Origin of the sequence: Streptomyces sp. NPDC014623 (assembly GCF_043088245.1) — a bacterium.
Lineage (GTDB): Bacteria > Actinomycetota > Actinomycetes > Streptomycetales > Streptomycetaceae > Streptomyces.
This window is the reverse complement of the sequence record NZ_JBIBZU010000002.1, coordinates 468,846-482,043: the sequence shown is the minus strand read 5'-3', so window position 1 is coordinate 482,043 and position 13,198 is coordinate 468,846. Positions and strand designations below refer to the sequence as shown.

The 13,198-nt window shown below is 72.9% G+C and carries 7 protein-coding genes; 2 read left to right on the top strand and 5 right to left on the bottom strand.

Features of this window, described 5'->3' with window-relative positions; all coding sequences use genetic code 11:
• Window positions 1-51: 51 nt before the first annotated feature.
• The 5 genes from ACF1FZ_RS06210 to ACF1FZ_RS06190 all read right to left on the bottom strand — a co-directional run bounded on the left by ACF1FZ_RS06210 (window position 52) and on the right by ACF1FZ_RS06190 (window position 9,685).
• Window positions 52-2,286, bottom strand: coding sequence for a CDP-glycerol glycerophosphotransferase family protein (locus ACF1FZ_RS06210; protein ID WP_391772178.1), 2,235 nt, complete (start codon window positions 2,284-2,286; stop codon window positions 52-54).
• Between the two features lie 178 nt (window positions 2,287-2,464).
• On the bottom strand, window positions 2,465-3,379 hold the full coding sequence (locus tag ACF1FZ_RS06205; protein WP_391772177.1) for a carbohydrate ABC transporter permease: 915 nt from the start codon (window positions 3,377-3,379) through the stop codon (window positions 2,465-2,467).
• A complete protein-coding gene (locus ACF1FZ_RS06200) occupies window positions 3,376-4,749 on the bottom strand; it encodes a carbohydrate ABC transporter permease (RefSeq protein WP_391772176.1) in 1,374 nt (457 codons plus the stop codon). Before ACF1FZ_RS06200 ends, ACF1FZ_RS06205 begins: the two co-directional genes overlap by 4 nt.
• A 4-nt stretch (window positions 4,750-4,753) precedes the next feature.
• Entirely contained in the window at window positions 4,754-6,118 is a 1,365-nt protein-coding gene (locus ACF1FZ_RS06195) for an ABC transporter substrate-binding protein (RefSeq protein WP_391772175.1), read from the bottom strand.
• 237 nt (window positions 6,119-6,355) lie between these two features.
• Window positions 6,356-9,685 carry an FHA domain-containing protein gene (locus ACF1FZ_RS06190; RefSeq protein WP_391772174.1) on the bottom strand — a complete coding sequence of 1,110 codons (3,330 nt, stop codon included), beginning with the start codon at window positions 9,683-9,685 and terminating at the stop codon, window positions 6,356-6,358.
• Between the two features lie 423 nt (window positions 9,686-10,108).
• On the opposite strand from ACF1FZ_RS06190, the gene ACF1FZ_RS06185 reads away from it, so the two are divergent.
• Both ACF1FZ_RS06185 and ACF1FZ_RS06180 read left to right on the top strand, forming a co-directional pair.
• Window positions 10,109-11,746 (top strand): serine/threonine-protein kinase, encoded by a 1,638-nt coding sequence (locus ACF1FZ_RS06185; protein ID WP_391772173.1) that lies wholly within the window; start codon window positions 10,109-10,111, stop codon window positions 11,744-11,746.
• A gap of 145 nt (window positions 11,747-11,891) precedes the next feature.
• Window positions 11,892-13,130, top strand: a complete 1,239-nt coding sequence (locus ACF1FZ_RS06180) for a serine/threonine-protein kinase (RefSeq protein WP_391772172.1) — start codon at window positions 11,892-11,894, stop codon at window positions 13,128-13,130.
• The last annotated feature ends 68 nt before the right edge of the window (window positions 13,131-13,198 follow it).

Genomic DNA, 13,198 nt, shown 5'->3' with positions numbered 1-13,198 from the left:
CCCCCCCGGAGCGGGTCCTCTCCGGCCCCGGCGCCTGCCGGGGCCCGGGTCTCACCCGCCGGTGTACTCCCGTACCGGCACCTGCCGCGGGACCCCGGTGCGCCCACGGCCCGTCAGCGGGGCGGGCAAGGGCATGCCCGAGGTGTCGTCCAGGAAGACACGGCGCACCACCCGCTCCGCCGCGTGCCCGTCGTCGTACGGGCAGAAACGGGCCCGGAAGGCTGCCCGGCGCTGCGCGGAGCGGGGCCCGCGCCAGTGGTCGGTGGCGAAGATCTCGTGCAGCTCCTCCTGGTCACGGGCCACCGCCCCGGGCGGGAAGACCGCCGGATCGAAGTACGTGCCACGGGCCGCCTCGTAGGCCTGCGCGTCCTCCAGGTGCAGGACGACCGGCCGGTCCAGGTTGACGTAGTCGAACATCAGTGACGAGTAGTCCGTGATCAGCCCGTCGGAGGCGATACAGAGCTCCTCCACGGACGGGTACGCGCTGACGTCGATGACCCGTGGGTGCCGGGTGTGGCCGGCGGTCGCCCGGGCCGTCGCGTCCAGGTAGTGGGAGCGGGCCAGGATCACGAAGCGCGGTCCCAGGACGCGGACCAGCCGCTCCAGGTCCAGGGGGTGCTGCTGGGCGCGCCGGTAGTCACGGTGGGTCGGCGCGTACAGCAGGGCGGTGCCACCCTGCGGGACGCCCAGGCGCTCGCGCAGCCGTGCGACCTGTTCGGGGCCCGCGTGGTGGAAGACGTCGTTGCGGGGACTGCCGTACTCCAGCGTCGTGTAGCCGGACGGGTAGGCGCGCTCCCACACGAGGGTGGAGTGCTGGTTGGCCGAGAGCGAGAAGTCCCACTTGTCGACGTTGCGCAGCAGTTGCGCGAAATCCATGGAGCCTGCCGCGGCCGGGCGGTGCACGAGGTCGGTGCCCATGGTCTTCAGGGGCGTCCCGTGGTGTGTCTGCACCAGCACCTGGCCTCGTCTCTTCACGAGTCTGCGGTCGAAGTTGACGTTGTTCACGAGATACCTGGAGCGTGCCAGAGCCGTCCAGTACGCGGCCGTACCCGGGTGCAGCACACGGGTCGCGTCGGGCACCGTGTGGGCGTCCTCCGGGCGGCAGATCCAGGAGGTGCGCAGCCCGGGGACGAGGGCCCTGGCCGTGGCCTCCAGCGCCGCGGGACTGCAGGTGTAGCCGCGGTGCCAGTAGGCGGCGAACACGGCGTCCTCGCTCCGCAGGGGCAGGCGCAGCTGTACGCGGTAGTGCAGCTGGAGCACCGCTCCGCGTACCGCCCGGTGCGCCGTCGTGGCCGCGCGCCCGAGCCGGCCGCGCAGCCGCTGCGCGGCCCACAGGAGGCGGTACGTGCGATGGGCACCCAGCCGGAAAAGCGCGTGCCGCAGCCGGGCGCGGCGGGGCACGGGGGCGCCGGGAGTGCGGTAGCGGCGGCAGTGGGAGCGGGCGCGGCGGAAGAACTGTGCCCGGGTCCCGCGCGGCAGCCGGCCCCTGGAGGTGAAGAGCGTCGAGAAGTGGTCGAGCATCCGGCGGAACATCACCGGGCGCCAGACGGCGAGTTCGGGGCGGGCGTCGATGAAGGCGAAGACCCGGTCGTACTGGTCGAAGACGTCGAAGTGCCGGTGGGTGGTGGTGGAGAGGATGTTGCCCCGCCGCCGCTGGCGGTAACCCACGCAGACGGTGTCCAGCACGGCGATCGACCCGGCGGCCATCAGCACCGGGTAGGTCCAGGGAGTGTCCTCGTAGTAACCGGGCGGGAAGGTGAAGCCCTCGGCCTCGATGAACTCACGGCGGTACGCCTTGTTCCAGACGACCATCAGGACCTTGAGCAGCTCGGGCCGGTCCGCGAGCCGGAAGGAGGCGGGGCCGGTCTCGGCGAGGTGCTGGGCGAAGGTGTTGCGCACGCTCTCGCCCGACCAGTACGTACGGGCGTAGTCGTAGACCAGGACATCGGGGTCGCCGGTGGCCTCCAGCCGGTCGGCGATGGCCTGGAGCGCCTCGGGGGCGAAGGTGTCGTCGCCGTCGAGGAAGAGCAGGTAGTCCCCGGCCGCCCGGGCCACCCCGGCGTTGCGGGCAGGTCCGAGACCGGAGTTGTGCGGAAGGTGGACGGCGCTGACCCGGGGGTCGCGTACGGCGTACTCATCGGCGATCGGGCCGCAGGCGTCCGGTGAACAGTCGTCGACCACGATGATCTCGTAGTCCTTGAAGGACTGGTTCAGCACGGAGTCGAGACACGCGTGCAGATACGCCTGGACCCGGTACGCGGGCACGATGACACTGAACCGGGGCACAACACATCCAGGGGGCGCTCGCGGGCGGGCAGGTGGCCCGCAAACGGCCGATGGAGTGACGTGGTTACGCGAGGTGTGGCATTCGGGGGAAAAGCGCGGTAGAGCGGCCCGATCGCGGGTGATCGGGCCGCTCCGATGTTGACGAACCCATGTCCGGTGATGCTGTCGGCCACCGCCGTTACTTGACGGCGCCGGCCATCACCCCGGAGACGAACTGCCGTTGGAAGGCGAAGAACACCGCCAGCGGAATCACCATGGACACGAAGGCGCCGGGCGCCAGCACGTCGATGTTGTTACCGAACTGCCGGACCTGCTGCTGGAGGGCCACGGTGATCGGCGGGGACTCCGAGTCCGCGAAGATCAGAGCGACCAGCATGTCGTTCCACACCCAGAGGAACTGGAAGATCCCGAGCGAGGCGATCGCGGGGCCGCCGAGCGGCATCACGACCCGGGTGAACAACCGGATCTCACCCGCGCCGTCCAGCCGTGCGGCCTCCAGCAGCTCACGCGGGATCTCGGCGAAGAAGTTCCTCAGCAGGAAGATGGCGAACGGCAGGCCGAACGCCGTGTGAAACATGATCACACCGAAGGTCGTCTCGAAGATCCCGATGGCGCCGAAGAGTTCGGACACCGGGATCAGGGCGACCTGCACGGGGACCACCAGCAGTCCCACCACCACCAGGAACCACCAGTCGCGGCCGGGGAAGTCCATCCACGCGAAGGCGTAACCGGCGAACGAGCCGATGACGACCACCAGGAAGGTGGACGGGACGGTGATCATGACCGTGCTGAAGAGGGAATCGGTGATGGTCGAGTTGTCCAGCAGGCGCTGGTAGTTGTCGAAGGTGAGCTCGGAGGGGGCGGTGAAGACCTTCCACCAGCCGGTCGCCGCGATGTCCTCGGCGCCGCGCAGCGAGGAGAGCAGCAGCCCGATGGTCGGCATCAGCCAGAACAGGCCCACCAGGATGAGGAAGACCCGCATGGCACCGCCACCCGCCCGGGCGGCGATCCGCGCACCGAGGGACTGCCTGGCCTCTGTGGCAGACCCGGCCCGGGAGACCTTCTCGGCCTGTACTGCCTCGGTCGTCGTCATCGGCGCCCCTCCTTCCGCATGCGGCGGATGTTGAACAGCATCACCGGGATCACCAGCAGCAGCAGGAGCACGGCGATGGCGCTGCCGACCCCGAGATCCGCGTCCGTGCCGAACGAGGAGCGGTACAGCTGGAGGGCCAGGACGTTGGCGTCGTCCTGGGAGGAGCCCGGCGCGATGATGAAGACCAGGTCGAAGATCTTCAGGACGTTGATCATCAGGGTGACCAGGACCACCGCGAGCACGGGTGCCAGCATCGGCACCGTGATCCGGCGGAACACCTGCCACTCGTTCGCGCCGTCCACCCGCGCCGCTTCGAGGAGTTCACGCGGAAGGCCCGCCAGTCCGGCGGCGATCAGCACCATCGCGAAGCCGGCCCACATCCAGACGTAGCTGCCGATGATCCCGGGCGTCACGAGGGACGGACCGAGCCAGTCCACACCGTTGTACGGCTCCCGGAAGTTGTCCGCCGGCAGCCGGAGCAGGGACCCGTCGGCCGAGGCGGGCAGGGTGAACACCCCGTCCGCGCCGGCCGTCGCAGAGGCGACGACCTTGCCGTCCTTCACCGCCTCGACGGTGATGCCCTTGAGGCCGAGCTCCTTCGGATCGACGACGTTGGGTCTGCCGCCGCCGCCCTTGGTGAAGTCGAGCCAGGCCGTACCGGTGATGCCCTCACCCGACGCGGTGGCCGCCTTCGCGGACTTCGCGTCGTCCGGCATCTTCGCCGGCACCACACCGACCAGCGGCAGGCTCACCGGTTGACCCGCCCGCACCGTCTCCTTCGTCACGAAGGAACCGCCGCCACCGGCCTTCAGCGGATGCACGGGCAGCGGATGCGCCTTCGGGAAACTCGAGGACTGCGCGAACGTGTCGTGCACCCCTACGGCCACGGCGTTGGCGACACCGCGCTCGGGCGCCTGTTCGTACACCAGTCGGAAGATGATGCCGGCGGCCAGCATGGAGATCGCCATCGGCATGAAGACGATCAGCTTGAACGCCGTCCCCCACCGGATCCTCTCGGTGAGCACGGCGAAGATCAGCCCCAGCACCGTGGCGACCGTCGGCGCGAACACGACCCAGACCGCGTTGTTCTTGACCGCCGTGCGGATGGTGTCGTCCGTGAACAGCGCCTTGTAGTTGTCCAGGCCCACGAACCCGGTGCCGGACTGGTCGAGGAACGAGCGGTAGACGGAGTACACGATCGGATAGACGACGAGGGAGCCGAGCAGCACCAGGGCCGGCAGCAGGAACGCCGCCGCGACGGCCCTCCGGGTGCCGGTCACGCTTCCGCGTGGGTGCCTGCCCGTGCCCGTACCAGGACGCTTGTCGGCGGGAGGCGCGCTTCCGGCGCCTCCCGCTGCCGCTGTGGTCATCCCGTCAGCTCGTGTACGCCTTGGCCGCGTCGGACTCCAGCTCGGCTTGAGTCCCCGCGATGTCCTTCGGGTTCTTGAGGAAGTCCTGGAGGATCTTCCACTCACCCTTGCCGGGCGTCCCGCCGAACGACTGCGGGGCCTGGTCGGACATGTCGAACCGGACGTCGTCACCGGCGGCGATCAGCGCCTCGGCGATCTTGCGCTGCACGTCGTTCGGGTACGCGGCCGCGTCCAGGGCCTTGTTCGGCGAGATGAACCCGCCGGCCTCGGCCCAGATCCTGGCCGCGTCGATCGAGGCGAGCCAGGTCAGCAACGCCTGGGCGCCCTTGCCGTCCTTCAGCGCCACGGCCGCGTCACCACCCGTGACCACGGGGGATTCGGCACCGACCGCCGGGAACGGGAACACCTTGGCGTCCGTGCCGATCTTCGCCTCGGTCTGCGCGATGTTGATGGAGACGAAGTCGCCCTCGAAGACCATCGCACCCTTGGGCTGGTCACCGCCGGTGAACGTCTGGGTGACCGACACCGGGAACTCGGTCTGCAGCGCGCCGTCGGCGCCGCCGGAGATCAGGCTCGGCTTGCCGAAGAGTTCGGCGAGCGTGGTCAGGGCGTTCTTGACGGAGGGGTCGGTCCACTTGATCTCGTGCTTGGCCAACTGGTCGTACTTCTCCGGGCCGGCCTGGGAGAGGTAGACGTTCTCGAACCAGTCGGTGAGGGTCCAGCCGTCCGCGCCGCCGACCGAGACCGGGGTGACACCGGAGGCGGAGACCGTCTCGGCCGTGGCGAGGAAGTCCTTCCAGGTCTTCGGCTCGCTCGCGCCCGCGTTCTCGAACGCCTGGGCGTTGTACCAGATCAGGGACTTGTTGGCCGCCTTGAAGTAGACGCCGTACTGGGTGCCGTCGACCGCGCCGAGGTCCTGCCAGACCTTCGCGTAGTTCTGGCCCAGCTGCGCCCTCGCCTCCGCGCCCACCGGCTTGGCCCACTTCTTCGCCACGGCCTGCTGGATGGCGCCCACCTGCGGGAGCATCGCGACGTCCGGGGGCTGGCCGCCCGCGATCTTCGTACCGAGGAAGTTGACGATCGGGTCCTGCGCCGGGACGAAGGTGACCGTGGCTCCCGTCCGCTTCTCGAACTCGTCGAGGACCTTGGTGAAGTTGGCCTGCTCGGGTCCGGTCCAGACCGCGGCCACCGATATCTTCTCGCCCTCGAGCTTCGGGAGATCGACGGTCGACGGACTGTCCGTGCTCTTGCCGGTCTCCCCGCCGGCCTTGTCCTTGTCGCCGCCGTCGCCACTGCACCCGGTGAGGGCCAGTGCCCCGATCGCGGTGAACACCAGTGCGGCCCTACGCATGCGAAGGGTTGTGCGCATCCCTGCCCCGTCTCTCCTGCGCGCGCATGAGCGTGGCCTGCACCGACGAGGGTGCCCTGCGGTGCCGTTCACGTCTCACATCGTGCGGTTCACGTCGTCCGTGCGCACAGTCCTATGCCCGGCGCACCGGGGCCGCAATACCGCCGCTCACGTCAACTCGTTGATCGTGATGGGCTCGTGACTCAGATCATGACGCTGATCGGGCGCGCGGGGCCCAGGGGACCGGGGACCAGGAGATCAGGGGATCAGCGGAGGGAGCGGTTCCGCGTTCACCGAACGGGCCGCCCTCTCCAGGGCGCTGGCCAGCAGAGCGAGGTCGGTGGGCCCGTTGCCCAGTTCGCGGACCGGACGGCGGGTCGGCGGATCCCCCATCCGCTCCCACTCCAGCGGTACGACGGTGGGGCGCAGGGTCGCCGTACGCGGGATGCGGCCGGTGACCCGGCCGCCCTGGAACGGCGTCACCCGGCCGTCCGGATGTCCCAGACGCCCCCGGCCCGGCGCCGGTTCGTCCGGCGACGGGGGGACGACGGGCGGATCGAGCACGATGCGCAGCCGCGCACCCCGGGCCAGCTCCGTGTCCTCGGTGCGGTCCGGGCGGGCGGACGTGGCGACCAGGTGGACGCCGAGACGCCCGCCCTCCCTGGCCACGGCCTCCAGCACCCGGACGACGGACCCGGCGGACGGGCGGCCGGGGCTGCCGAGTGCCGGGGCGACCAGGGCGTCGAAGTCGTCCGCCAGGACGACCAGCCGGGGAAGGGGGGACGGCCCGGGGACCACCGGGCGGGCCGCGGCGGGCCGCAGCCGCAGAGTGCCGGTGGCAGGCGATTCGAGGTCACCGCGCTGCTCGGCGGCGCCGTGGGGCCGGCGGTCGGCCGGCCCCTGCGATGCCTCGTACCGCGCGTGCCACTGCGCGAAGTCCAGCGTGCCGAGCAGCTCCGCCCGGCGCTTCAGTTCGCCCGCCAGCGCCTGGGCGAACTCCCGCATCCGCACGGGCTCGGAGGCCACCAGATGTGCGAGGACGTGCGGCAGCTCCGTACAGGGGAGCAGCCCTTCTCCGCGCTGTCCGTGCTCGCCGCCCGCCCCGTCGATGAGGAGGATGCCGAGCCGGTCGGGGCGGGCGGCGGACGCCAGGGAGGCGGCGACGGCACGCAACAGCTCCGTACGGCCGCTGCCCGCAGGCCCCTCGACCAGCAGGTGCGGCCCCTCGTCGGCCAGATCGACGGAGAGGGGGCCCCGGGGGCCGGCGCCGAGCACGATCACGGGGCGTCCCGCACGGCCGGAGGACGCGGCGGCGGGCCCGGTCCCCGTGCCGCCGCCGTCGCGGCGTTGCGCGCCGATCCGGGGGGAGCCGCTGCCGGCCGCGGGAACGTGGGCGGAGCGGCCCGATCCCGAGCCGGCCGGCCCGCCGCTCCGGAAGGAGGCGCCCCCCGAGTCGGGGGACTCGCGCTGCGGGCCCACCCGGGGCCCGGTGCTCAGTGTGCGGCCGGAGTCCGCCGTCTCCGGGGCCGCGGCTCCGTGCGCGGCCGTGGCCATGCGCACCGTCGCGCCCGGCTGCTCCTCGGCCGCGGACGCCCAGCGCGCCATCAGGGAGGCCGGGGTGGCCCTGGCCAGCCCCAGCTCGTCCAGCAGACGGGCGGACGGGGGCAGGGTGGCCGCCATGGGCCGGCCGGGCAGCGGGGCCGCGCCCTCGTCGCGCAGCGGGGCGAGGGCGCGGCCGAACCTCTCGGCCCAGGCCGCCGACACGGCGTCCACCGTGGCGACGGTGCCGTGGCCCGCCGCCCGGCCGCCCGCCGTGCGCAGCAGCCGCAGTGCGGTCGCGACATCACCGCTCAGCATGGCGACGGCGCCGCACTCGCGGAAAGCGATCGAGGCCCGGCACGCGGTGTCGTAGGTCGCGGCGACCGGGGACGTCGGGGAGGCGGCCGGGGTCTCGGCCAGGCAGATCAGGTGGATCCCGTTGGCCGCCCCGGCGCCGGCCAGGCCGGCCGTGGTCTCACGCAGGGCCGAGGAGCCGGGATCGCCGTCCACGATCACCACGGTGTACGGCCCGGTGTGACGCCGGGCCGCCTCGGACACGGCGGCCGGGTCGGCGCTCGCCCAGCCGGGCCCCAGCGGCCCGTCCTCCATGCGGCGGACCAGCTCCGAGGCACGGGCACCCGCCTGTTCGCGGTCGTACGCGAGGAGCAGGCGGCAGTCCTGGCCGTGCATGGGGCGCAGATGGGGCAGCCAGCCGAGCCAGGACCACTCGCGCCGCCGCTCCTCCTGGCCCCTGGCCCGGTCCGTGCTGATCAGCACGATCTCCAGGTCGAACGGGGAGTGCAGCGCGGCGAGCTGCGCCACCGTCGAGCGGGCGAGCCCGGACAGCCGGTCCCGCGGACCCGCGAGCCCGAGCGAACCGGCCTCCCGCAGTCCCACGGTGACCGGTACGCCGGGCAGGTCGGCCCGGTCCGCCGTACCGAGCCGTACGACGAGGGCCTCGGGGTGTGCGGTGTCCCGCTCCCACAGACGGGGGCCGGGGCCGAGCGCCGTGAGGAGCACGGTCGCGGGGTCCGGCCAGGTCCCGGCCGGCGCGGAGGGGGAGCGGAGGAGCGCGGAGGGGGCGTGCGGGGCGGACGCGGGTTCCGGCCCGGCGGCCGGTACCGCGTGCTCCCGTTCCTCCTTGCCGCCCTTGAACCGCCGTGCCCAGGCGCCTATGCCACCCCGTCTGGGGGCGTCCTCCGGGGCGAGCGCGGCGCCGCGGCCGTGGGTGACCTGCGCAAGGGGTTCGTCCTGGGGTGCGCAGCGGCCGGACAGGCCGCTCCCGTGGGCCCCGGGGGAGCCGTGGCCGGGGGCAGGGCTGCGGGCGTGGCCGTGTCCCCCGTCACCGGCCGGGCCGGGGGCAGGCTCTCCGGCCGTGCCCGGGCCGCCCGCCGCCGTCTCCGCGCGGGCCACCCGCAGGTGCCCCTCGCCGTCCGGCGTCGTCGTCAGGGCGGGCGTGCGTGAGCCGTGCGTGAGCCGGAGCGTGGACTCGCCCAGCCGCAGCAGGGCGCCCGGGACCAGCCGGACCGGGCGGTCGTGGATCTCCGTGCCGTCCAGCGAGGTGCCGTTGGTGGAGCCCAGGTCCGCGACGGACACCCGGCCGTCGTCCGAGACCGTCACGGCGCAGTGCAGCCGTGAGACGTCGGGGTCGTCGAGAGGGACGTCCGCCTCGGCGGAGCGGCCGATCCGGATCTGTCCCCCGTGCAGCAGATGGACTCCGCCCGCGTCCGGCCCCGCGATCACATGCAGCTGCGCCGGGACGGCGTCGTCGGCCGCCTCGTTGTCGCCGGGCACCTGGAGCGAGAGCACCGTGCCGTCCACCAGGGGCGGCTCGCCGAGGGCGCAGCGCTGCGGATCGAGCCGCTCGCGCCCGGCGTACAGCACGACGGCGCCGCCGCCCTGTGAGCCCTCAGGGCCGGACACCGCCGCGGCCAGGCCGGAGGCGACGGCCGCGAGAGCCGTCCCGGCGGGCGCGGTCACGAGCACGTCGCAGGCTCGCGCGGGGGTCTGGCCGCTGCGCGGCGCGAGGACGGTCAGCCGGATCTGCATCGCCGTCAGCGGTCCCTTCTGCGCGGGGTGCCCGGCAGGGGAGATGCCCTGTGATTCCCCCCACCCGGCACGGACGCGCCCGTCCGGTACAGGTCATCACGGAGGGTGGGGCTTTGACCCCGCAGCTCCGTGCTGGAGGCATCCTCGCACCTGACACCGACAACACGCCCGGGAGTGACCGCTAAGTGATCTTGAATGGCCGAGTGTGGGTGCAAAAGTGCCTGCTTGGTCCTGCCGGGGAGGTGCTGCACACTCGTTCGGCAACCAACTCCTCCGTGGAGGCGTCTTCCCGTGCACGCAGCGGCGGCACACGACCGGAGGATGACCGACCGGTACCCCGTACGGCGGCACTAGAGTGGGCCGGGACATCTGGGCGGGCCCCGGGGGACCCGCAAGCACAACGATCAGCAGGGAGCGCGTGACGTGCGGCCAGTCGGCAGCAAGTACCTGCTCGAGGAGCCGCTCGGACGCGGCGCCACGGGCACCGTCTGGCGAGCCCGCCAGCGGGAGACCGCGGGCGCCGAGGCGGCCGTCGCCGGGCAGCCCGGCGAGACCGTTGCGATCAAGGTGCTCAAGGAGGAGCTCGCCAACGACGCGGACGTCGTGATGCGGTTCCTGCGCGAGCGCTCGGTGCTGTTGCGGCTCACCCACGCGAACATCGTGCGTACCCGGGACCTCGTCGTCGAGGGTGATCTGCTCGCCCTGGTGATGGATCTGGTCGACGGTCCCGACCTGCACCGCTACCTGCGCGAGAACGGCCCGCTCACCCCGGTCGCCGCCGCGCTGCTCACCGCGCAGATCGCGGACGCGCTGGCCGCGAGCCACGCCGACGGTGTCGTGCACCGCGACCTGAAGCCCGCCAACGTGCTGCTCGACGAGCGCGACGGCGGCATGACGCCGATGCTCACCGACTTCGGTATCGCACGTCTCGCGGACTCCCCGGGGCTGACCCGGACCCATGAGTTCGTCGGCACGCCCGCCTACGTGGCGCCCGAGTCCGCCGAGGGCCGTCCGCAGACCTCCGCCGTGGACATCTACGGCGCCGGCATCCTGCTGTACGAGCTGGTCACCGGCCGCCCGCCGTTCGCCGGGGGCACCGCCCTGGAGGTCCTGCACCGGCACCTCAGCGAGGAGCCCCGGCGTCCCGGCACCGTACCCGAGCCGCTGTGGACGGTCATCGAGCGCTGCCTGCGCAAGGACCCGGACCAGCGGCCCAGCGCCGTGAACCTCGCGCGTGCGCTGCGTACCGTGGGCGCGGGTATCGGCGTGCACGCGAACTCCGCGCAGATCGCCGCCGCCGAGGGGGTGGGCGCCCTGCTCGCCCCCGACCCGGCGCCCGCCGCCGTCCCGGACACCCCGGGCGCGGCCGACCCGACCCAGGTCCTGCCGAGCAACGCGGGTTCGTACGACCCGGCGGCTCCGACCAGCGTGATGCAGCAGACCCCGGGCGGGGGCGGCCAGGCCGATCCGACCGCGGTGCTGCCGCCCGTGCCGCCGCGTCCCGACGGCCCTCCGGGACCCGACGGGCCGCACCCCTGGCAGTCACAGCTCCGGGCCGCCCGGGACCGTAACGAGCAGACGCAGGTCCAGTACCTCGACCCGAGCCAGGACCCGCTGCGCCGCCGCCCCCAGCGCCAGCAGCCGCCGCAGGACCAGCCACCCCGGCGCCAGCAGCCGCAGCGCGCCCAGCAGTACCCGCAGCAGCAGCCCCAGCGCTACCAGCCGCCGCAGCAGCCCCAGCAGCAGCGTCCGCCGCAGCCGCAGCGGCAGAGTTACGCGCCTCCGCAGCAGCCCGCGCCCCAGCCGCCGGCCCCGCGTCAGCCGAGGCAGCGCAGCGCCAACCCGATGCGCATCCCCGGTCTCGGCTGCCTCAAGGGGTGCCTCGTCTCGGTCGTGCTGCTGATCGTCGCAGCCTGGCTCGTCTGGGAGCTGACCCCGCTCCAGGACTGGATCGCCCAGGGCAAGAGCTTCTGGGACGCCATAGGGGACGGCATCAGCAACGTCACCGACTGGTTCAACGAACTCGGCGGGAGCAGCTCCGGCGGCACGACCGGGCAGTAACAGTCACGAGTCTGTTTCTTTGTCGACTTCTGCGGGCCGATTCGCCCGCAGAAGTGAAGGTTGGCGCCGTCCAGGGCACGCGACACCCCGTTCGCCGCGTAACTTTGTCGACCGGGGGTCAACGCCAGCCGCTGAGGGAGCAGTCTTGGCACGGAATATCGGCAGCCGGTACACCGCCCACCAGATCCTGGGGCGCGGCAGCGCCGGCACGGTGTGGCTCGGCGAGGGGCCCGAGGGCCCGGTCGCCATCAAGCTGCTCCGCGAGGACCTCGCGTCCGACCAGGAGCTCGTGGGCCGCTTCGTGCAGGAACGCACCGCGCTGCTCGGGCTCGGTCATCCGCACGTCGTCGCCGTCCGCGACCTCGTGGTGGACGGCACCGACCTGGCGCTGGTGATGGACCTCGTGCGCGGCACCGATCTGCGCACCCGCCTGGACCGGGAGCGGCGCCTGGCCCCCGAGGCCGCCGCGGCGATCATCGCGGACGTCGCCGACGGCCTCGCGGCGGCGCACCGTGCCGGAGTGGTCCACCGCGACGTCAAGCCGGAGAACATCCTGCTCGACATGGAGGGCCCGCTCGGCCCCGGCGGTTCGCACCCGGCGCTGCTCACCGACTTCGGCGTCGCCAAGCTGATCGACACCCCGCGCCGCACCAAGTCCACCAAGATCATCGGTACGCCGGACTACCTGGCCCCCGAGATAGTCGAGGGCCTGCCGCCGCGTGCCGCCGTGGACATCTACGCCCTCGCGACCGTGTTCTACGAGCTCCTCGCCGGCTTCACCCCGTTCGGGGGCGGCCATCCCGGGGCCGTCCTGCGCCGCCATGTGACCGAGAGGGTCGTCCCGCTGCCGGGCATCCCCGAAGAGCTCTGGCAGCTCCTGGTCCAGTGCCTGGCCAAGGCCCCGGCCTCCCGGCTGCGCGCCTCCGAGCTCGCGGCCCGGCTGCGGGAGCTGCTTCCGCTCCTGGCCGGGATACCCCCGCTCGACGTCGACGAGCCGGACAACGAGGCGGGACCGCAGGCGTACGACGAGCAGCAGTACACCCCGGCCCCCGAGGAACCCCGCCGCCGCGGCGCGGTCCCCCTGGTGCCCGGCTCCTCCCCGGACTCCAACCGGGAAACCCATACGAGCATGCGGGTCCCCGCCCCCGACGAACTCTCCGGAGGCCCCCTCGGCACGGCCCGTGCCCCGCGCGCCCCCGGCAGGCCGCGCCCCGGCTCGGCCCGGAACAAGTCGGCTGCCGTCCGCAAGCGCCGGATCACCCTGGGCCTCGCCGCGGTCGCCCTGTGCGCGGCGATAGGGGTGGGGGGCTGGCTGGCCACCAGCGGTGACGACTCCGGCGGGGGGCCAAAGGACACGCGGAACTCGGCGCCGGCGACCCCCTGAGAGCGGGCCGGGAGGGGCCGGTGTCCGGGGGAGGGCCAGGTTCACCCGCCCACCCGTTACGCTGGACC

Excerpts from the sequence above, each read along its gene's own strand:
- ACF1FZ_RS06205 (WP_391772177.1), bottom strand. The coding sequence starts at position 3,379 with ATGACGACGACCGAGGCAGTACAGGCCGAGAAGGTCTCCCGGGCCGGG.
- ACF1FZ_RS06200 (WP_391772176.1), bottom strand. The coding sequence starts at position 4,749 with ATGACCACAGCGGCAGCGGGAGGCGCCGGAAGCGCGCCTCCCGCCGAC.
- ACF1FZ_RS06195 (WP_391772175.1), bottom strand. The coding sequence starts at position 6,118 with ATGCGCACAACCCTTCGCATGCGTAGGGCCGCACTGGTGTTCACCGCG.
- ACF1FZ_RS06190 (WP_391772174.1), bottom strand. The coding sequence starts at position 9,685 with ATGCAGATCCGGCTGACCGTCCTCGCGCCGCGCAGCGGCCAGACCCCC.